The following is a 19,149-nucleotide window of genomic DNA, read 5'->3' as shown; positions in this document are numbered from 1 at the left end:
GTGACATGAGACATGTTCTGATCGGGTCGGCCCTGTTTGGGCTGGCCCTTTTCTTTGCCGGTGCCGCTGGTCCTGCGCGGGCGGAACCGCCGGGGATCGAGGCCACCATTCGTGGCCAGATGCAGGCGTTTCGCGCCGAAGATGTCGAAGGGGCGTTTGGCTTTGCCTCGGACGGGATCCGGCGCATTTTCGAAACCCCGGAGCGCTTCGGTGCCATGGTGCGCCACGGCTATCCGATGGTCTGGGCTCCGGGCGACGTGCAGTTGTTGGAGCTACGGTTTCACGATCGGGCGCTGTGGCAGCGGGTGCAGGTGCTGGATGGCGAGGGGCTTTATCACCTGTTGGATTATCGCATGGTTAAGAGCGATGATGGCCCCGGGGCCGAGTGGCGCATTGATGCGGTTCTGTACCTGGGGTCCTCGGGGCTGGGTGTCTAAAGCGTTTGGAGTTAAACCTGAGACAGGGTTCGTTCGAAACGCAGTGCAACATACAAGCGGTTCGTGCGTTTCGAAAATAACCCGTGAGTCTGGTTATTCCCGAAACGCTTTAGGCAGGCGCGCGCCGGGTTAAGGAAGTTTCTACTTATGGGGGTGCATTCCCTTTGCGCACACATTATCTGGGGTGTGCGAGGGGTTTGATATGTCCGAACTGCATTTGGCAGGCATTCTGTGTTCCATGTTTCTGGGCGGCGAGGCGGAGGTCAGCCATGCCTATAGCGTGGGCTACGACCTGCATCGCATCCGCGTGGATTGCGAGACCGCGACCCATGTGGTCGAGGTCGGGCTGGACCGGCGTTCGTCATTGGATTCCGTGCAACAGGCGATGTTCGCCGCCTCGGTGACCGGCAAGGCGCCGGTGGTGGTCATGGTCGACACGGACGGGCGCGAGGGGCCATACGAGCTGCGCGTGCGCACGGTGGCCGAGATGGCCGGGGTGACCTACCGGGTCGTGGATGAGGATTTCCTGCTGAGCTGGCAGATGCCCGGGTCTTTGCGCGACCTGCCCCCGGTGCGGGCGCGGGTGGGGATGTAGCAGGGTTTTGTCTGCCTATCCGCGTTCGTGTTATTCAGGAATGATGGTAGGTTGCCTGGGTCCTCAGCCGGGCGGGCGGGTTTGGCCCGGCGAGGAGATCAGCCGGAACGTTGACGCGTAACGGGGCCTCCGCCGCCCTTCCGGCACCAAATTCCCCTTGAGATCAATCCGGATAGGGTAGGGGCAGGTCGTGTGCCTTGAGCGTGGCCGTGTAGTGGTCGCGCAGGGTGGTGAGCTGGTCGCGCAGTTCGGCAAGTTCCTCGGCGACCTCGGACCCGGGCGGCAGCAGGGCGTGCAAGCGCTGGGCGTCCTGGCAGAGCGCATTCAGCGTGTCGCCCTGGAGCAGAAGGCCCGGAAAGCGGCGGCCCGGATGGCGCAGGATGGCGGCGTTGGGGGTGTCCGCGTAGATTTCGACCGTGGCTTCGTACATGGCAATTCCTTTTTGAAATCAGGGCTGTTGCGCCCCACCGTACGCAGGTCTTAACGCGCGTTAACCTGCCTTTGATACCCCTTTCGTCGTTCCGCACCCGTGGGCTTTCCCCGCGCGGTGGGGAGGCCCGAGCAACCGGCTAGCCTGACAAGGCCGGCCTCCGGGTGCATGCGAGAATTTGTGACCTGAAAGGGAATTGAATGAACAAGGCAATTACCGAGGGGCTGGTCCTGATGCCCCCTGCGTTCGTTGACGGGCTGAATGTCTGGTCCACCGAAAACGGCACCGTGGGCTCGGCCACCTATGACAATGCGGTCAACGCGGCCTTTGTGCCGGCGGATCAGGATTTCGGCGGCTGCCTGGAAATCCTCAAGACCCAGACCACCACGAAAGTTCGCTGGATGGGTCAGACGCCGATCCTGCCGGGCTGTTACCTGCGTATCTCGACCAAGATCAAGGTGCTGTCGGGCAGCTTCCCGAATGTGCGTATCGCGGGCTATCCGCTGAACTCGTCGGACAACCATGTGAGCGGTCTGATCGAGGTCGGTGCTGAAACCGTGCTGGACAGCTATGGGGACGTGATCGAGGTCTCGGCCATCGTCGGCACCGGCAATCGGGGCGGCGTCGACATGGTCTGGACGCCGGAGGTCGAATACGGCCATTTCGGCCTGGACCTGACCGGGTCGAACGGCGGCGTGGTGCGGGTCGAGGATTTCACCATCGAGGACATTACCTCGGCCTTCCTGCGCGACATGATCAGCGTGGTCGACGTGCGTGATTATGGCGCCGTGGGCGACGGGGTCACCGATGACCGCGCAGCCTTCGAGGCGGCGGATAGCGCGGCAAATGGTCGTGTGGTCCTGGTGCCCAATGGCACGTTCCGCATCGCATCGAACCTGACCATCGACAGTGCAGTGCGGTTCGAGGGCACGGTCACCATGCCCGACACCGCCCGCCTGGCGCTGATCCGCAATTTCGACCTGGACACCTATATCGACGCTTTCGGCGACGAGGTTCTGGCCTTCAAGAAAGGCGTTCAGGCTCTGATGAACTATGCGGATCACGATGCGTTCGACATGTGTGGGCGCCGGGTCGAGCTGGACGGGCCGATCGATGTGCAGGCGGCGGTGAACAACCAGACCGAATTCCTGGTGCGCCGGGTCATTCGCAACGGCCAGTTCTATGCGCTGGACAGTGCGAATTGGGATCCGGATGTGGTGACCTCGAACGGCAGCTATAATGCGGCCAACCCCTATCAACTGACCAATGTGCCCAATATCGCCAACATCCAGCCGGGCAGCCAGATCACCGGCAATGGGGTCGGGCGCGAGGTCTATGTGCGCTATGTCAATGTCGGGGCGAACTCGCTGACGCTGAGCCAGCCGCTCTATGGGCCGTCGCCGACCCAGAGCTATACGTTCACCCGCTACAAATATATCCTGGATTTCAGCGGGTTCACCCAGATCAACCGCCTGACGATCTCGGATGTGGAGTTCCAGAACAACGGGCGATCGAACACGATCCTGCTGCCGCCGGCGGGCGAGAATTTCATGATCAAGGACTGTTTCGTCATCAAGCCCAAGCACAAGGGGGTGACCAGCCCGGGCCGGGGCTGTCAGGACTTCCACCTGGACCGCACGCAGTTCATCTCGAACGAACAGTCGATGGCGGCGACGGACCGGGTGTCGGTCGGGTTCAACGTGAATGCCAATGACGCCAAGATCCGCGACAACCGGTTCCAGCGCATGGGCCTGACCTCGGTCATGCATGGCGACGGGCACCTGTTCATCGGCAACCACTGGTTCCAGGGCGATGACCTGGCCAATGGTCCGACCGTGCCGGGCCTGGTGTTCACCTACGAGAACATCTCGTCGGTGATTACCGGGAACTACATCGACAACAACACGATCGAATGGACCAACGAGCATGACGCCACGCCCGATTTCGGCAGCGAATACAGCTTCAGCGGGTTGACCATTACCGGCAATATCTTCCGCGCGCTGAACGTGGCCAGCTGGCACCGGTTCCTGGTGGTCAAACCTTTCGGCTCCGGGCACCATCTGACGGATGTGCATGTGAACGGCAACACCTTCAAGGCCCTGAGCGGCACGATCGAGCGGGTCGAAGGCGTGGACGAGAGCTTTGCCGGGCTGGACTACTGGCGCTGCCGTAACGTGACCTTCGAACGCAACAGCTTCATCGGCGTGACCCAGCGCACGATCAGCCCGGTCAGCCTGGAGTTCGATCAGAACACCGATGCGACGGTCTGGACGGTGGATCCCAGCGCCTACCTGCCCTTTGGCGGCAATGCGCGCGAGGTTGTCAGCGTGGTGACCGAGGGCGAGATCAAGAATGCTGCGGGGGACACGGTCTATTACACCCCGGCGATCGTGCCGAACGCGGGCACCGAGTACAAATATGTGCAGCTGCGCTGGCCCGAGCCCGTGCGCGGCAAGGTGCGCCTTTCGGTGCGTGTCGACAATCCGGTCTGATCCGGTCCCCGAGTGTAGAAACAACAGCGCCCCGGCCATTCGGTCGGGGCGTTTTTCATCTGCCGGTGATGTCTTGCGGGGGGGGCGTCCCGGTCGGGGATCGACCCCGCCCGTGCCGCCTTGGCGCGCGTTCGCGGCGGCGTTCCGGTCCCGGTAACAGCCCGGGATCAGTCCTCTTCCCCGGTGGCGATGAGCCAACCCTGCGGCCCCGCGATCCGATCCGGCAGCACAAGGATCATTGCCTCGCGCAGGGCGATGGTCGCCATCAGGCTGATCACGATCTGGTCGGCGGTGACAGTGGCAAGATAGGTCATGGCAGGTCCTTTCCCGGTGTCCTTCGCTTGTGGCGGCGGATTTGGGCAGGATCATGACGTGACAGAGGTAAAAATTCCGTTCCGATAAGGATTTGGCGACAATCCGCCCCGTGATGGCACCACTGTTCATTCGGCAAACATGAGAATTGTCTGATATGGATCAAAGCGCCTTTGTCGTGAATTCGTTACAATGACAACAACATCGGACAAAGGAGATTTTGCATGGCCACATCCCCGTCGCGGAGCCCCGCCGCCAAGAAACCTGCCGCCGCCAATGAGGCCAAGGAGCCGGTGAAAACCGCTGCGGCTCAGCCCGCCTCAGACGCTCAGCCTGCCGCTGAGCCGCAGTTCCCCCAGGTGACCTCCGACAAGATCCGCCAAACCTTCGAAAACGGCGAATATCCCTATGAGGGCAAGATGGGTCGCAAGGATTACGAGGCCCAGAAGGCGCAGCTTCAGGCGGAGCTTTTGAAGGTGCAGAAATGGGTCGGCGAGACCGGCCAGAAGATCGTCATGCTGTTCGAGGGCCGTGATGCAGCCGGCAAGGGCGGCACGATCAAGCGGTTCATGGAGCACCTGAACCCGCGCGAGGCCCGCGTGGTCGCCCTGAACAAGCCGACCGACAGGGAAAAGGGCGAATGGTTCTTCCAGCGCTACGTCCAGCACTTGCCGACCGCCGGTGAAATGGTCTTCTATGACCGCTCCTGGTACAACCGGGCGGGCGTGGAACGTGTAATGGGCTTCTGCTCGCCCAATGAATACCTGGAGTTCATGCGCCAGACGCCGGAAGTGGAACGCATGTTGGTGCGCTCGGGCATTCGGCTTTACAAATTCTGGTTCTCGGTCACCCAGGAGGAACAGAAACGCCGCTTTGACAGCCGCAGCCAGGATCCGCTGAAACGCTGGAAACTGTCGCCGGTTGATGTCGCCTCACTGTCGAAATGGGATGACTACACCGAAGCGAAGGAGGCGATGTTCTTCTACACCGACACCGCCGACGCGCCTTGGACCATCGTCAAGTCGAATGACAAGAAACGCGCCCGCCTGGAGGCGATGCGTTATGTCCTGTCCACCCTGGATTACCCGGACAAGGACCCGCATATCGCCGCGGCGCCCGACCCGCTGATCATTGGCCATGCCAGCCAGGTGATCCACGGATCGGAACATATTCTGGGGGCAAGCCTGCACCCGGAACACCGCCGCAGCTCGTAAGCGCTGCGACAGGGGACGGAAAAGGCGTCGGGGCACCCCGGCGCCTTTTTCATGCGCGGGTGGCGGGGCTCTGCCGGGCTGGCGCTTTCTCGTTGTCTTGCCCGTAAGGGGCGTTAGGCTGAGGCCATTGGTTCAGTGGAGGGCGCCATGGGTTTGTCGGGCAGAGGTATTTCGCGCAGGGTTTTCGTCTCGGGGCTGGCGGCGGTCGGGTTGGTCGGCTGTCAGACCGGCGGGGCAGGGCCGGTGGCGCGCCCCTCGCAAGCCTGGCCCAGGGTGCCGAATGCGGGCTGGGACGCCTGGGTCGCCGGGTTTCGCGGCAGGGCGGTTGCGCGCGGCATTTCAGACCGCACCTTGAGTGCCGCCTTTCGGGGGGCGGGTTTCATCCCTGCGGTGATTGAACGCGACCGCAATCAGTTCCAGGACCGCCGCTCGCTGGAGGATTACCTGGCCATCGCCACCTCGGATGAGCGCCTGTCGATGGGCCGCGCCGCGATGTCCCGCGAGGGCCGCGTGCTGTCCCGGGTCGAGGCGCAATATGGTGTGCCCGCAGAGGTGGTGGCGGCGATTTGGGGCGTGGAGAGCCGGTTTGGCACACGGCGCGGCGAGGTGCCGGTGATCTCGGCCCTGTCGACCCTGGCCTATGACGGGCGGCGCGGGCGGTTCTTTGAAGGTCAGCTGGTGGCGGCGTTGAAGATCTTGCAGCGGGGCGACGTGAGCCCGTCCCGCATGGTCGGCAGTTGGGCCGGGGCCATGGGCCATACGCAGTTCATTCCCACCACATTCAACGCCTATGCGGTGGATTTCGATGGCGATGGGCGGCGCGATATCTGGGCCGATGACCCGACCGACGCGCTGGCCTCGGCGGCGGCCTATCTGAAGGCCTCGGGCTGGCGCGCAGGGCAGCCCTGGGCGGTGGAGGCGCGCCTGCCGGAAGGCTATTCGGGCCCGATGGGACGGCGCGCGACGCGCAGCCTGGCGGCCTGGCGCGCAGGGGGTGTGCACCCGGTCGGACGGGCGCCGTCCGGCGGTGCGGCAGGGTTGATCCAGCCCCAGGGCGCGGGCACGCCCGCTTTCTTCGTCTTTCATAATTTCAACATTCTGCTGAAATACAACGCGTCCGAGAAATACGCGCTTTCGGTCGGTCATCTGGCGGATCGCCTTTCAGGGGCTGGGCCTCTGGCGCAGAGCTTTGGCCCGGATGAACACGGGTTGACCTTGGCACAACGAAAAGCTTTGCAACGGCGTCTGGGCGCACGGGGCCATGACGCGGGCACTGCGGACGGGGTGATCGGAAAGGCCACCGAAGCCGCCATCCGCAGCTATCAACGCGTCGCGGGCCTGCCGGTGGATGGACAGCCCTCACTTACACTTTTACGACATCTGGGCGGCTAAGCTGGTTTCCGGATACCTCTCGGTCCTCTTTTTCTTGCCGAAGATACCTCGGGGGAGTCCCGGGCACCGGGACCGGGGCAGAGCCCCCTCGATGCGTCGCCAAAGGCGAGGTTCTAGAGGAGACAAGCACCGCTGCCGCCCTCCGCGCGTTTTGCTTTGCAAAACGCGCTTCCAACCTCTCGCGGGACATGGTCCCGCTGTCGGTTCCCCGCCCTTCTTGCGACAGCAAGAAGGGCTATGCCTTCTCGCGGTGCAAGCATTGCTGCCAGGGTCCGCCTGTTTCGCGCAGCGAAACAGGCTACCCCCAACCCTCGACAAGCAGCGTAGCGGCGCAGGCGAGGGGCGGGAGTACCACCGTTTACTTGGGGCGTCGTGGCCGCCCCCGGCACGGCTCCCGCCCTGGCAGACGTTGTGCCTGGGGTACGCGTCGTGGCATCCCACCCCGCCGCGCCGCGGGCGGGTCAGGCGGTCAGGATCTCGGCGAGGGCCGTGCGCACGGGTTCCATATCCTCGAACGCGCGGGTGAGGACGGGCACGGGATCGCCGCGCTCGGCCGCGCCCAGGTCATGCCAGACCAGCAGCCCCTTGCGGCGCATGAGCGCGCCCTGCGGATGGTCCTGCGGGTAGGGTGGGGGCACCCGTTTCAGCGCGGGGTCATCGAGCCGCCAGGGGGAGAGATCGACAAAGCCGTGTTCGGCCACGTGCTCCCGCCAGGCCGTCAGACCGGTCTTGGAGAACTCCATTACCCCCGCCCCCGCGCAGCAATAGTCGCGTGACAGGCCGAACATCCAGGCGGTGCCGTCCGGGGCGCTCCAGCTCAGGTGCAGGTGGGTGTTGTAGGGCGTCTTGTCCTTGGAAAAGCGCAGGTCGCGATGGATGCGGAAGAGCTTCGGTGTGACCGGTGCCCCGGCCAGCACAGACAGCGGCGCGGCGAGCTGATCCAGCAGCGCCTCGGCCGGGCGTTTCACCTGCGCCTCATAGTCGGACTTATGCGTCTGGAACCAGTCGCGGGAATTGTTCTCAGACAGCCGGGTCAGGAACCCCAGTGCCGTTTCAAGAATATCGTCGCTCATGCCCCATGATGCGACAATTCCGGCCCTTGGCAAAGCCTCCGCTGGGCCCCACCTGACAGGACATGACAGGAGGGGCACCCATGTGGGATCAGAAATACGCGACCGAGGCCTATGTCTACGGCACCGAACCCACCGGGTTCCTGCGTGCCCAGGCCGACTATCTGACCCCGGGCGCCAAGGTGCTGGCGGTGGCCGATGGTGAGGGGCGCAACTCGGTCTTTCTGGCCGAACAGGGGCTGGAAGTGACAGCCATGGACGGCTCCACCGTGGCGCTGGACAAGGCGCGCAGGCTGGCCGCTGCGCACGGTGTGGAGGTTGCCTATCACCACGGCGACATCATGCGCTGGAATTGGATGCCGGGGGCCTTTGATCTGGTGGTCGCCGTCTTCATCCAGTTTCTGGGTCCGGCGGCGCGGGCCGAGGTGTTCGAGGGCATGAAGCGCACGCTGAAACCGGGTGGGCTGATCCTGTTGCACGGCTACCGGCCCGAGCAGCTGCAATATGGTACCGGCGGGCCGCCGGTTGCGGAGTTCATGTATACGGAACAACAGCTTGCCGGGGATTTTGCCGATATGAAGATCCTGCGACTGAAAGCCTATGATAGGGAAATCCACGAGGGCATCGGACATGCGGGCATGTCCGCACTGATCGACCTGGTTGCCCGCAAACCGGGGTAAACGGGGAGGCGGAGCAACTCCGGGCCCCCGCCCGAGCGCCCCCTGGGGGTGTGAGACAACCAGCGCGCCGAAGGCGCTCTGCTTGATAGCGCAAACTTCGGGCTGGACGGAACGGCGTCCCTGTCCTACCTCTGGCTGATGAGCACTCCGATGACATATCGCGGCCACGCCCGCGCCGCCCTGGTCCTGGGCCTGCCGCTGATCGGCTCGCACCTGGCGCAATTCGCCGTGCAGGTGGTCGATACGATCATGCTGGGCTGGTACGGGGTCGAGGAACTGGCCGCCGTGGTTCTGGCCGGTACCTTCTTCTTCATCCTCTTCATCATGGGCTCGGGCTTTGCCTGGGCGGTGATGCCGATGGTGGCGGCGGCCTCGGAGGCGGGCGATGACACCCGCGTGCGGCGGGTCACGCGCATGGGCATGTGGATCTCGGTCGGGGTCGGCGCGGCGGTGCTGCCGCTTCTGTTTTTCTCGGCACCGATCCTGCGCGCCATCGGGCAGGAGCCGGAACTGGCGGAGCTGGCCCAGCAATACCTGCGCATTGCCGCCTGGGGCATGTTCCCCGCGCTGATCGTCATGGTCTTGAAAAGCTACTTGGCGGCGCTGGAGCGCACCCGCGTGGTGCTTTGGACCACGATTGCGGCGGCGGTGCTGAATGCGGTTCTGAACTACATGCTGATCTTCGGCAACTGGGGGGCGCCGGAACTGGGCGTGCGTGGCGCGGCGATTGCGTCGCTGTCCCTGCAGGTGGTCAGCGTGGTGGTTCTGGCGATCTATGCGGTGCGGGTGCTGCCGGAACATGCGCTGTTCAACCGGGTCTGGCGCCCGGATTGGGAGGCGATGGGTGAGGTCTTTCGCATGGGGCTTCAGATCGGCCTGACCAGCCTGGCGGAGGCGGGGCTGTTTTCCGCCTCGACCGTGATCATGGGCTGGATTGGCACGTTGGAGCTGGCCGCCCACGGGATCGCGATCCAGATCGTCAGCCTGTTCTTCATGGTCCATGTCGGCCTGTCCAATGCGGGCACGGTCCGGGCCGGGCGCGCGCTGGGGCGGCGCGACGAGGAGGGGCTGCGCAAGGGGGCGGTGTCGATCCTGGGCCTGTCGGTCGGCTTTGCGGTCATCGCCGTCATCATGTTCCTGGTGATCCCGAACCCGATGATCGGGCTGTTCCTGGACCCGTCCGAGCCGCTGCGCGATGAGATCCTGGTGGTTGGCCGCAGCCTGCTGGCGGTGGCCGCCCTGTTCCAGTTTGCCGATGCGGCGCAGGTCATGACGCTGGGACTTTTACGCGGGGTGCAGGACACGCGCGTGCCGATGGTGATTGCCGCGGTCAGCTACTGGGTCGTCGGCGTGCCGATGAGCTATGTCATGGGCATCCTCTGGGGCTGGGGCGGCGAGGGTGTCTGGCTCGGCCTGGTGCTGGGCCTGGTACTGGCCGGCGCGCTGATGAGCTGGCGTTTCTGGACCCGCTCGTCGCGGATTTCTCTGGGCTGAGGCCCCCGGCGCGGCTCCCACCCTGGCTGGCGGTTCGGGTGTGGTTGGTGTCGTGGCATCCCACCCGGGAAGCCTGCTTTGCAGGCTGGGGCCTGTTCGCCGCGCCGGGGGCGGGTTGACATGAGGGGCATTGCCGTGTGGCCTGTGCACAGTGATGGAGGCAGGCATGTTTCGAGCAGGTTTGGTGGCCGGGCTATTTGCCGGTCTGTGTGTTCTGGCCGGGTGTCAGGTGGAGCCGGGGGCGCAGGTTTCAGAGGTCCAACCTCAGGGACAATGCCGGGTGCAGACGCCCGCCTATCAGGCGCCCCCCTTCAATACCTGTGCCGGGTCCGGACGTGTGCAACTGGCGCTGGTTGGCGATGTGCTGTTGCATTGGCAGCTGCAACAGGCCGGATATGCCCGCGGCTTTCGCCGCATCTGGAGCCAGGCCGAACCGCTTCTGGCCGGGGCCGACATCGCCATTGCCAACCTGGAAGGCGCGGTGGCGCCGGGGCTGGGGCCGGGCGGACGGGCCATGGCGGACCCCGGCCCGGTCTATGGCACCGGAGTCTACAGCGGTTACCCGGCCTTCAACTACCACCCCATGGTGCTGTCCGAGCTGAAGGCCACCGGCGTGGATATCGTCACCACCGCGAACAATCACGCGATGGATCGCGGGCCGCGCGGGGCGGATATGACTCTGGGTGGGGTGGCAAAGGCCGGGCTGGGCGCGGTGGGCTCGATCTCCGCGGGCGCGGCGCGGGATTTCGTGCTGCGGGAACGGACCTCGCTGGGCACGCTCTCCTTCATTGCCTGTAGTTTCTCGACCAATGGCATGCCGGACCCGCATCACCAGGTGCTGGGCTGCTACGGCGCGGACCGTGCGGTGCTGCTGGACTTGGTGCGGCGCGAGGCGGCGGACCGGGCGGTGGCGGGCGTGGTGGTGCTGCCGCATTGGGGGCAGGAGTACACGTCGCAGCCGGACGCCAACCAAAGGGCGCTGGCCCGCGACCTGGTGGCGGCGGGCGCCACGGCGGTGGTCGGCACCCACCCGCATGCGGTGCAGCCCTGGGCGCTGGAGACGCGCGGCGATGGGGCGAAGGTGCCGGTGGTCTATTCGACCGGCAATTTCGTGGCCGTGCAGACTGGCATCCCCGCCCAGGTCGGGGCCATGGCTCTGCTGGAGCTGTGCAAGGCGCCCGATGGTGGGCTGGTCGCGCATCAGGGTGGCTGGGTTGCGATGCAGATGGAATTCACCCCGCAGCGCTATTGGCTCGATGTCGCCCCGGCAGGCGCCCAGGGCCGCCGTGCGATGAGCTTCGATCACCTCAGCCGCGTCGCGCCGGGGTTTTCGGCACAACCTCGGGAGTGCCGGTGAGCGTGGACAGGCGGGTCAGTTGGCGATTTTACTTGGACTTCCCCTGGGGCCCACGCAGCACCACGGTCAAGGCAATGAATACGCCGACGATGCCCCCGGCTGCCAAGGTAACGTCCGAAAATCGGCCCGTGAGCCAGAGCCAGGCGGGAATATTGACCCAATCCCCAGACTGGCGCCCCCAAGCCTGAAATTGCCCGTCCACTCGCCGATAGTCGAGAAAATGCTCTACGCTGAACAGGGCGCAGATAAGGCCGCTGACGATGGACGAAACGCCGAGCACGAAAAACAGCCGGGATGAGAAACGGAATACGAGGTCCATGGTCCCAATCTGGTGGGCATGCCACGTTGCGCAAAGGGGTGTTGGCCGGATATGTCGCTCCATGCCCTCTTTCTCTTGCCGAAAATACCTCGGGGGAGGCTGACAGGCCCGCAGGGCGTGTCGGGCGGGGGCAGAGCCCCGGGGCGCACCCGCCGCAAGCCACGAGCCTTCCGCGGTGACAAGCAGCGTTGTCGGCTCCCCACCCTTCTTGCCAGGGCAAGAAGGGCTTGGCCCAACCCTCGACAAGCCCCGCAGGGGCGCGGGCGAGGGGCGGGAGGGCCACCGGGTGGGAATGCGTCGTGGCCGCCCCCGGCACGGCTCCCACCCCAGCAGGTGTTGCGTTTGGGGCTGGTCCTGTGGCATCCCGCCCCGCCGCGCCGGGGGCGGATTGGCAACAGCTGTTCGGGGAAGGCCTTAGCCCTTCATCAGCCGGTCGGCCTTCTTGCGCACCAGAACCGTGCGTAGGTCGTGCATGGCGAGCAGCAGCGCGTCGGTGACGGCTTCCAGCTGGTCGTCTTCTGCTTTGGTCTGGGCCCAGTGGGCGGTCAGGTTCAGGTGATCGACCGTGCGCAGGATGTCGTCGACGTCCCGTTCGGCCAGCACCTGCCGCCGCGAGGCCATCCAGTCGGCAATCGCCGCCTTGTCCGCCTCGGACAGGATGCGGTCGCCGTGGGGTTTGACCTCGCCGTTCTTGATGTTCACCACCGCGATCTGGTCCATGTCGATGCGGCGCTGGCGGTTCTCGGTGTCCACGCGGAACACGAAGGCGCCGTTTTCGCGGACGCGGAAGTAGTATTCGGGCAGGTCGGCGCTCATGGTCTGGTCCGTTCTGGATCTTGTGCTTGCCCGGCAGCCTATCAGTGCCGGGCAAGTGAGGCCAGAGGGGTGGCTCTACTCAGCCGAGTTCTGCGCAGAAGGCCTGGATGCGGGTGCAGGCTTCCTTGAGGGCCTCGTCCGAGGTGGCGTAGGAGACGCGGAAGTTCGGCGACAAACCGAAAGCCGATCCGAACACAACTGCAACGCCTTTTTCTTCCAGCAGCGCCTTGGCGAAGGTTTCATCGTCTTCGATCTTGACCCCGCCAGCCGAGGTCTTGCCCAGGCAGCCCGCAATCGACGGGTAGACATAGAAAGCCCCATCCGGCACCGGGCAGGTGATGCCGTCTGCTGCGTTCAGCATCTCGACCACCAGGTCGCGGCGGCGTTGGAACACCGCCTTGTTGCCCTCGATGAAATCCTGCGGGCCATTCAGCGCTTCCACGGCCGCCCATTGGCTGACCGAACAGGGGTTCGAGGTCGATTGCGACTGGATCTTGCGCATGGCGGCGATCAGGGTCTTCGGCCCGGCGGCATAGCCGATGCGCCAGCCGGTCATGGCATAGGCTTTCGACACGCCGTTGCAGGTCAGGGTGCGGTCATACAGCCCCGGTTCGACCTGGGCGGGGGTGCAGAAGGTAAAGTCGCCATAGACCAGGTGTTCATACATGTCGTCGGTCATCACCCAGACATGAGGGTGGCGCATCAGCACATCGGTCAACGCCTTCAGCTCGTCCCAGCTGTAGCCCGTGCCGGTCGGGTTCGAGGGCGAGTTGAAGATCAGCCATTTGGTCTTGGACGTAATTGCGGCTTCCAAAGCTTCCGGCGTCATCTTGAAGGCGTCTTCGATGCCGCATTCGACCACCACGGGCTCGCCGCCCGCAAGCAGCACCATGTCCGGGTAGCTGACCCAATAGGGGGCCGGGATGATCACCTCGTCGCCCGGGTTCAGCGTGGCCATCAGCGCGTTATAGAGGATCTGCTTGCCACCGGTGCCGACGGACACCTGGGCGGGTTCGTATTTGAGGCCGTTTTCGCGTTCGAACTTGGCGCAGATCGCGGCCTTCAGCTCGGCAATGCCATCGACGGCGGTGTATTTGGTCTTGCCCGCGCCAATCGCGGCCACGGCGGCGGCTTTGACATTGTCCGGTGTGTCGAAATCGGGCTCGCCCGCGCCCAGGCCGATCACGTCCTTGCCAGCTGCCTTCAGCTCGGCCGCCAGGTTGGACACGGCAATGGTCGGCGAGGGTTTCACGCGGTCGAGTGTCGCGGAGAGGAAAGTCATGTCGGCCTCTTGTTTGTATCTGCGTCACGCTTGTCTTAGGGTGCGCCCAAACGGCGATCAAGCAGGAAGGCAGGAATATGGAAGACGACAGCTGGTATTCGAATGAAACGGCAACTTTCGGCGACCGCCTGGCCGGTGCGCGCGAATACGAGGGCATGAGCCAGGCCGAGCTTTCCCGCCGTCTGGGCGTCAAGCTGAAGACCCTGAAGGCTTGGGAAGAGGACCTGTCCGAACCCCGCGCCAACAAGCTGCAGATGCTGTCGGGCGTGTTGAATGTCTCGCTGGTCTGGCTCTTGACCGGCGAAGGCGAGGGCGTGGATGAACCCGAGACCGAGGTGGTGCTGACGCCTGAGGTGCGCGACATCCTGCTGGAGATCCGCGGGCTGAAATCGCAGATGACCGCGCAGGTGGATCGGCTGGGCAAGCTTGAAAAGGCGCTGCGCAAGAAACTGGAGGCGGGCGCGGTATGAGCGGGGCCGGTCTGTACGAAACCCCGGGTGGGGAAGGCGAAAGCCGCGAAAACCGGCTGAAACGCCTGTCCATGCGCTCGATGCGCCGGGGCATCAAGGAAATGGATATCATCCTGAAGAACTGGGCGGATGCGAGCCTGGAGGATCTGGATGAGGAGATGCTGACACTCTATGATCGGCTGCTCAGCGAAAACGACCAGGACCTTTACCAATGGGTCACCGGGCAGGTTGCCGCGCCCGACGCGTTCGCCGCGCTGATCGAGGTGATCGCCACCCACGCCGGGGCGCGCTGAGCCGACCTGGGCGCCGGGCGGCTAAAATTTTCCACAATTCTCCGGCGCATTTAACTGAATGTTCTGACTTTCGCCGCAGTCTCGCCTCAAGACAAGTTGTGGAGAGACGGATGAGTATGCATTCCCCGATCGAGCAGAGCGCAAACATGGGCTTTGTGGGACAGTACCTGGACAGCCTGGCCTTGGTGGAGCGGCTGCACCGGCTGCTTCTGGACGTGATCAAGGACGAATTCGAGCGTGTCGGCGTGTTGGAGATCAACGCGGTCCAGGCGCTTTTGCTGTTCAATATCGGTGACAACGAGGTCACGGCGGGCGAATTGAAATCGCGCGGCTACTACCAGGGCTCGAATGTCAGCTACAACCTCAAGAAACTGGTCGAGATGGGCTATATGCACCATCAACGCTGCGAGATCGATCGCCGCTCGGTGCGGGTGCGCCTGACCGAAAAGGGGCGCAACATTCGCGACGTGGTGGCGGGCCTGTTCGAACGTCACGCCGACGGGCTGCAATCGCGCGGCGTGCTGTCGGCGGCCGGGATCGAGGAAATCAACGCGGCCCTGAAGCGCGTCGAACGCTACTGGACCGACCAGATCCGCTATATTTACTGAGGCAGGTTCGGGCGTGCGGCTGTTGCGTCTTTGGCAGAGGGCGCGCCCTAGCGGGCCAACCGACCAATCGCCAGCCCTTCGGTCTCGCGCAGGAGCTTGCGCACCATGGCCCTTTCATAATCGGCAAAGCCCAAGGCGACCTCGGTAAAGGCGTCGGGGCCGCGGATCACCTTGGTCTCGAAATGCGCCCGAAGCGCCTTGATCTCATCCACCGGCACGCCGCCGTCCGGATGGTCCGAGCCGATGACCAGCGCATTGATGACAATGCCCTGCAGGGCCGGAGCGTCCCGAATGTCCTGGGGGCGTGGACCGGTGTTCGATCGCCCGTCGCCGGAAATGTCCAGGGTGCGCCGCCAGCAGCTTTCCTGGCTGTTCAAGAGCCGCGCGCCGTAGAGCATGGCGGTTCCCAGTGCCGTCGTTGGATTGGTCGCGGTGCGGGTGGTGGCGCGCAGGCGGGCAGTGACCCGGGTCAGTGCGTCCTGATCGGTGATCGCGACCCAGTCCACCAACAGGCGCTGATCCTGGGGGCCGCTCCATTCATAGATGGCCAGGCGCACCGGCAGGCCCGGTACGGACAGAAGCGCATGGCGCACATCCGGGTGTGTCAGCGCGGCGGCCAGCCCGTCCAGTTGCAGGCGATATTCCTGGGCATTGACCGATGCCGAGACATCCAGCCCCAAGGCCAGCGCCTGACGGCAGAGCAGCTCTTGCGACAGGGCGGGCAGGGGGCAGGTCAGACAGAGGAGCGCCAAGGTCCGGGCCAGGCGTCCGGTGCGGGGCTTGCAACGGTCGTGCCGGGGCAGGTGGCGCAGGGAGGCTTGCGCGACCTCCACGCCCCGGCCCTGCATACCCCGGACCTGCACGGGCGCAGCGCGTGCCCCCGCCGTGTGGAGCAACTTTGCTGCGCACCCTGCCCAAACCCTGCGGATCAGCCGGGCGGCCCAGCTTTGGTGGTGGGGCGGGCGGGCATCATCCCCCCGACCACCGCCGCCCAAGGGCGCGCGCCCTACCAGTGGCCCGTGTTCTCCATGCTTGCCCATGGTTCCTGCGGCTCCTTCGCCTCGCCCATCTGCAACAGTTCGACCGAGACATTGTCCGGCGAGCGCACGAAGGCCATGCGCCCGTCGCGCGGCGGGCGGTTGATCACCACGCCATTGTCCATGAGGTGCTGGCACATGGCATAGATATCCTCGACCTCATAGGCCAGGTGGCCGAAATGGCGGCTGTCGGAGGGCAGCCCCTCGTCGCCATCCCAGTTATACGTCAGCTCGACCGGGCAGTCCGGCTGGCCCGGCGGGGCCATGAAGATCAGCGAAAACCGCCCACCCTCATTGTCCCAACGCCGGGTCTCTTCCAGGCCCAGCAGGGAAAAGAAGCGCATCGTCGCCTCCAGATCCTTCACCCGGACCATCGTGTGCAGATATCGAATGTTCATAAGCGCAGCTCCAGTTGTTTGCGCTCACAATACCAATCTGCCCACGCAGGGAAAGGGTCAGAACTGCGAACGCACCCCAAGCGAGAAACTGGTCTGGGTGTTGGTATAGAGCGGCACGTTCGACCAGTTGCGTTCATGGCTGAGGGTCACGACCGGGGCAAAACCCAGAAACGACAGCCCGGTCAGGGTCGCATCGGCGCTCAGCCCCACCGACTGGATCGACATGGGACCCCGGCCCGGAACGTGGTTGGAAGCATCATAAAGCCGGTCCTCCAGATCAAGCCCGAGGCCAAGCTTCACGCTGTCAAACACCGGCTTGCCCAAGTCGAAGTGCACCCCGGCCAGAACCGAGCTGTAATCCTGCGTATCGACACGGCCGAAGGCCTCGCGTGTGCCCAGCGACAGGGTCAACCGACCGCTGTCCATGGGCAGGCCATAGGAGGCATGCGCGCTGTAGATCGCGGCGGAGTAGTCGTCGTTGTCCAGTCGGGACCGCGCCTGCGCGCTGAGCGAGAGATTGAGGCTGCCAGGCCCGATTTCGGGAAGATACACGCCGAACGTGGCAAACAGCGTGTCGGCGTGATCGTCGCCGCCCAGCCAGCTGTGGGACAGGGCCAGGCTCGACCGCCAGACCGGCGCGCGCCCGTCAATGCGCCACTGGTGCGACAGGCGCAATTCGACATTTGTGGTGCCAAGCTCGCTGGAGGTCAGGGTCGGCAGATCGGTATCAACATCGCGCAGCGCCTCGCGCACCTCGTCGGAGAACCGAAGCCGCGTGACTTCGGTGCGCAGGGTCAGCGTGGTTTGATGGTTCGGGCCGCGCGACAGGCGGCGGTCGGCCTGGGCGGCGGCGGTGAATTTCCAGCCCGCCAGCGCCTGGCTTGCTTGCGGGATGATGCCCACGAAGTTGGGGCCGAAGAAAGCGGAGGTCATCGTGGTCTCGCTCGACCCGCCGTTGACGTTATCCGAGGGCGTGATCGAGCCAGAAAAGGACAGGCGCAGCGGATTTTGCGCGGACACCGCCTTAAACCGGCGCGCGACGATCCGCTCCAGTGCGGGGGAGGGGGCAAGGTCCGAGGCGCGGCGCAGCCAGAGTTGCGCGGCAAGGTAGCGTTCCTGCCCGGCCAGCGCGGTCGCGCGTCCCATGGCGGCCAGGAACCGTTCCTTGGGGGCGTCGGCAACGGCCCAGGCCCGCCGGGCGGCGCTGGCCGCGGCCTTGGGATTGCCAAGCGCCAGTTCGGCGTCGGTCAGGACCAGCAGGGCAGACAGGTCTTCGGGGTCGGCTTCCAGCAGCACCAGTGCCAGCGCCCGTGCGGCGCTGATCTGGCCTTGACGCAACAGGTTGGTGGCATAGGCGCGCGCTTCTTCGGGGGCCAGGCGCATCGGTTCGCTGGTCGCCGCCAGGGGCAGCGCGCCAGACAGCGCCAAGGCCAGGGCGCCCGCCCTGGCCAATCGCCGCAGAGGGCGCCCCCGTGTCATGAGCCCGTCAGTCGACCACGATGAAGACGCCGCGCTCCATCGCGTCGACATCGGTGCTTTCGCCATTGTCACCGGTCATGATGACATAGCCGACGATTTCCTCGCCATCGGGGCCCGCGAACTTGCCGCCCCAGGTGCCGGTTTCCAGCGGGTCACCGTCGCTGTCATAGGTCGTTGTGGTGCCTTCGGCGATGGTGCCATCGGCGCCGATCGAGGTCTCGTTCAGCGCGATGCCCGGCAGGGTGCCGATCACGTTGCCGTTCATGTCCAGAAGCTCATGCCCGGAAATCGAGCCCAGGATCGCGCCATCCACGTCGAAGTCCAGGAGGTCGACGATCAGGGTCGCATTGCCGCGGGTCAGCAGAAGGTCGTTGCCCGCGTTTTCGTCCAGCACGCGAATGCCTGCGTAGTCGCCGGTATAGATCAACTCACCACGCATGATCGGCATGGCGACCGCGCCGCCATCGGTGGCAATCATCGTGCCGCCATGGCCGAACGAGGCGTAATCCCCGGTGCCCGCCGCCCCGGCGCGGGTATAGGTGCCTTCGGCATAGACCGCCATATATTGGAACTGCCCGGTTTCACCGGTGGTCTGGCTTTCATAGACGCCGAAGCCCGGCACGGTCACGATCCCGGTGTCGGCATAGCGCCCGTCGACCCCGTCGAAGGGCAGGTTGTTGATAATGATCTCGCCCGTGGTCGCGTCGAAGACGAGGTTGTTCATCTCGCCCTGGTAGATTTCATTCGAGCTGGTGGAGGCCCCGTCGTCAGTGTCCGAGCCCGGACCTGTCAGGGGATTTGTCTCATTGTCGCATGCGACCAGAGCCAGGGCGATGAGCCCCATGCCGATAAAACGCTTCATGCTGTCCTGCCTCGTGTGCTTTTTGACTGCTTTTTCTTTGGGCTTATCAATCCATTGCGCGGCGTTCTTGTCAACTTTTCAGTGAATTGGGCGGGATTTTGCACCGGGGTGT

At 64.7% G+C, this 19,149-nt stretch carries 21 protein-coding genes; 11 read left to right on the top strand and 10 right to left on the bottom strand.

The genetic code is table 11. The annotated features are described in order from the left end of the window. Positions 1-5: 5 nt before the first annotated feature. On the top strand, positions 6-437 hold the full coding sequence (locus tag ACO07D_RS20625) for a DUF4864 domain-containing protein (RefSeq protein WP_421704807.1): 432 nt from the start codon (positions 6-8) through the stop codon (positions 435-437). Positions 438-639: 202 nt separating this feature from the next. Continuing rightward, entirely contained in the window at positions 640-1,032 is a 393-nt protein-coding gene (locus ACO07D_RS20620; protein WP_421704806.1) for a hypothetical protein, read from the top strand. 163 nt (positions 1,033-1,195) lie between these two features. On the opposite strand, the gene ACO07D_RS20615 is transcribed toward ACO07D_RS20620, so the two are convergent. Then, entirely contained in the window at positions 1,196-1,462 is a 267-nt protein-coding gene (locus ACO07D_RS20615; protein ID WP_421704805.1) for a DUF6959 family protein, read from the bottom strand. 200 nt (positions 1,463-1,662) lie between these two features. Between ACO07D_RS20615 and ACO07D_RS20610 the strand changes: the two genes are divergently transcribed. Continuing rightward, positions 1,663-3,954, top strand: coding sequence for a glycosyl hydrolase family 28-related protein (locus ACO07D_RS20610; RefSeq protein WP_421704804.1), 2,292 nt, complete (start codon positions 1,663-1,665; stop codon positions 3,952-3,954). Between the two features lie 167 nt (positions 3,955-4,121). Here the strand turns inward: ACO07D_RS20610 and ACO07D_RS20605 are convergent, their stop codons facing one another. Next, the gene (locus ACO07D_RS20605; protein WP_421704803.1) at positions 4,122-4,268 is read right to left on the bottom strand and encodes a hypothetical protein; all 147 of its coding nucleotides are present in this window, start codon (positions 4,266-4,268) and stop codon (positions 4,122-4,124) included. A 222-nt stretch (positions 4,269-4,490) separates the two neighbouring features. On the opposite strand from ACO07D_RS20605, the gene ppk2 reads away from it, so the two are divergent. Both ppk2 and ACO07D_RS20595 read left to right on the top strand, forming a co-directional pair. Beyond that, positions 4,491-5,480 carry a polyphosphate kinase 2 gene (gene ppk2 / locus ACO07D_RS20600; protein ID WP_421704802.1) on the top strand — a complete coding sequence of 330 codons (990 nt, stop codon included), beginning with the start codon at positions 4,491-4,493 and terminating at the stop codon, positions 5,478-5,480. 147 nt (positions 5,481-5,627) lie between these two features. Further along, complete coding sequence (locus ACO07D_RS20595) at positions 5,628-6,872, top strand: lytic murein transglycosylase (protein WP_421704801.1); 1,245 nt, start codon at positions 5,628-5,630, stop codon at positions 6,870-6,872. A gap of 461 nt (positions 6,873-7,333) precedes the next feature. Here the strand turns inward: ACO07D_RS20595 and ACO07D_RS20590 are convergent, their stop codons facing one another. Further along, positions 7,334-7,945: a TIGR02453 family protein gene (locus tag ACO07D_RS20590; protein WP_421704800.1), complete on the bottom strand. Its 612-nt coding sequence runs from the start codon at positions 7,943-7,945 to the stop codon at positions 7,334-7,336. Positions 7,946-8,025: 80 nt separating this feature from the next. Here ACO07D_RS20590 and ACO07D_RS20585 point away from each other — a divergent pair, with 80 nt between their 5' ends. The 3 genes from ACO07D_RS20585 to ACO07D_RS20575 all read left to right on the top strand — a co-directional run bounded on the left by ACO07D_RS20585 (position 8,026) and on the right by ACO07D_RS20575 (position 11,473). After that, on the top strand, positions 8,026-8,622 hold the full coding sequence (locus tag ACO07D_RS20585; RefSeq protein WP_421704799.1) for an SAM-dependent methyltransferase: 597 nt from the start codon (positions 8,026-8,028) through the stop codon (positions 8,620-8,622). A gap of 138 nt (positions 8,623-8,760) precedes the next feature. Then, positions 8,761-10,116, top strand: a complete 1,356-nt coding sequence (locus ACO07D_RS20580) for an MATE family efflux transporter (RefSeq protein ID WP_421704798.1) — start codon at positions 8,761-8,763, stop codon at positions 10,114-10,116. Positions 10,117-10,282: 166 nt separating this feature from the next. After that, positions 10,283-11,473: a CapA family protein gene (locus ACO07D_RS20575; RefSeq protein WP_421704797.1), complete on the top strand. Its 1,191-nt coding sequence runs from the start codon at positions 10,283-10,285 to the stop codon at positions 11,471-11,473. Between the two features lie 28 nt (positions 11,474-11,501). Here the strand turns inward: ACO07D_RS20575 and ACO07D_RS20570 are convergent, their stop codons facing one another. The 3 genes from ACO07D_RS20570 to ACO07D_RS20560 all read right to left on the bottom strand — a co-directional run bounded on the left by ACO07D_RS20570 (position 11,502) and on the right by ACO07D_RS20560 (position 13,890). Beyond that, complete coding sequence (locus tag ACO07D_RS20570) at positions 11,502-11,792, bottom strand: hypothetical protein (protein ID WP_421704796.1); 291 nt, start codon at positions 11,790-11,792, stop codon at positions 11,502-11,504. A 414-nt stretch (positions 11,793-12,206) separates the two neighbouring features. Continuing rightward, positions 12,207-12,608 carry a hypothetical protein gene (locus ACO07D_RS20565; RefSeq protein WP_421704795.1) on the bottom strand — a complete coding sequence of 134 codons (402 nt, stop codon included), beginning with the start codon at positions 12,606-12,608 and terminating at the stop codon, positions 12,207-12,209. A 79-nt stretch (positions 12,609-12,687) separates the two neighbouring features. Then, positions 12,688-13,890 carry a pyridoxal phosphate-dependent aminotransferase gene (locus ACO07D_RS20560; RefSeq protein ID WP_421704794.1) on the bottom strand — a complete coding sequence of 401 codons (1,203 nt, stop codon included), beginning with the start codon at positions 13,888-13,890 and terminating at the stop codon, positions 12,688-12,690. 77 nt (positions 13,891-13,967) lie between these two features. Here ACO07D_RS20560 and ACO07D_RS20555 point away from each other — a divergent pair, with 77 nt between their 5' ends. The 3 genes from ACO07D_RS20555 (at position 13,968) to ACO07D_RS20545 (ending at position 15,261) form a co-directional block, all read left to right on the top strand. Continuing rightward, complete coding sequence (locus tag ACO07D_RS20555) at positions 13,968-14,360, top strand: helix-turn-helix domain-containing protein (RefSeq protein ID WP_421704793.1); 393 nt, start codon at positions 13,968-13,970, stop codon at positions 14,358-14,360. Continuing rightward, positions 14,357-14,653 carry a succinate dehydrogenase assembly factor 2 gene (locus tag ACO07D_RS20550; protein WP_421704792.1) on the top strand — a complete coding sequence of 99 codons (297 nt, stop codon included), beginning with the start codon at positions 14,357-14,359 and terminating at the stop codon, positions 14,651-14,653. The genes ACO07D_RS20555 and ACO07D_RS20550 overlap by 4 nt, the downstream gene beginning before the upstream one ends. Positions 14,654-14,763: 110 nt before the next feature. After that, positions 14,764-15,261, top strand: a complete 498-nt coding sequence (locus tag ACO07D_RS20545; RefSeq protein WP_421704791.1) for a MarR family winged helix-turn-helix transcriptional regulator — start codon at positions 14,764-14,766, stop codon at positions 15,259-15,261. Positions 15,262-15,308: 47 nt separating this feature from the next. Here ACO07D_RS20545 and ACO07D_RS20540 read toward each other — a convergent pair whose 3' ends face one another. The 4 genes from ACO07D_RS20540 to ACO07D_RS20525 form a co-directional block, all read right to left on the bottom strand. Next, on the bottom strand, positions 15,309-16,013 hold the full coding sequence (locus tag ACO07D_RS20540) for a DUF1194 domain-containing protein (protein WP_421704790.1): 705 nt from the start codon (positions 16,011-16,013) through the stop codon (positions 15,309-15,311). Between the two features lie 254 nt (positions 16,014-16,267). Beyond that, positions 16,268-16,696: a VOC family protein gene (locus ACO07D_RS20535; protein ID WP_421704789.1), complete on the bottom strand. Its 429-nt coding sequence runs from the start codon at positions 16,694-16,696 to the stop codon at positions 16,268-16,270. Between the two features lie 57 nt (positions 16,697-16,753). Further along, positions 16,754-18,175 carry a hypothetical protein gene (locus tag ACO07D_RS20530; RefSeq protein WP_421704788.1) on the bottom strand — a complete coding sequence of 474 codons (1,422 nt, stop codon included), beginning with the start codon at positions 18,173-18,175 and terminating at the stop codon, positions 16,754-16,756. A gap of 7 nt (positions 18,176-18,182) precedes the next feature. Further along, positions 18,183-19,037 carry a hypothetical protein gene (locus ACO07D_RS20525; RefSeq protein WP_421704787.1) on the bottom strand — a complete coding sequence of 285 codons (855 nt, stop codon included), beginning with the start codon at positions 19,035-19,037 and terminating at the stop codon, positions 18,183-18,185. Positions 19,038-19,149: the final 112 nt, after the last annotated feature.

This window comes from Aliiroseovarius sp. (genome assembly GCF_965228805.1).
GTDB lineage: Bacteria > Pseudomonadota > Alphaproteobacteria > Rhodobacterales > Rhodobacteraceae > JASBTN01.
The sequence above is the reverse complement of the archived record's forward strand: the minus strand, read 5'-3'. Positions and strand labels throughout refer to the sequence as shown.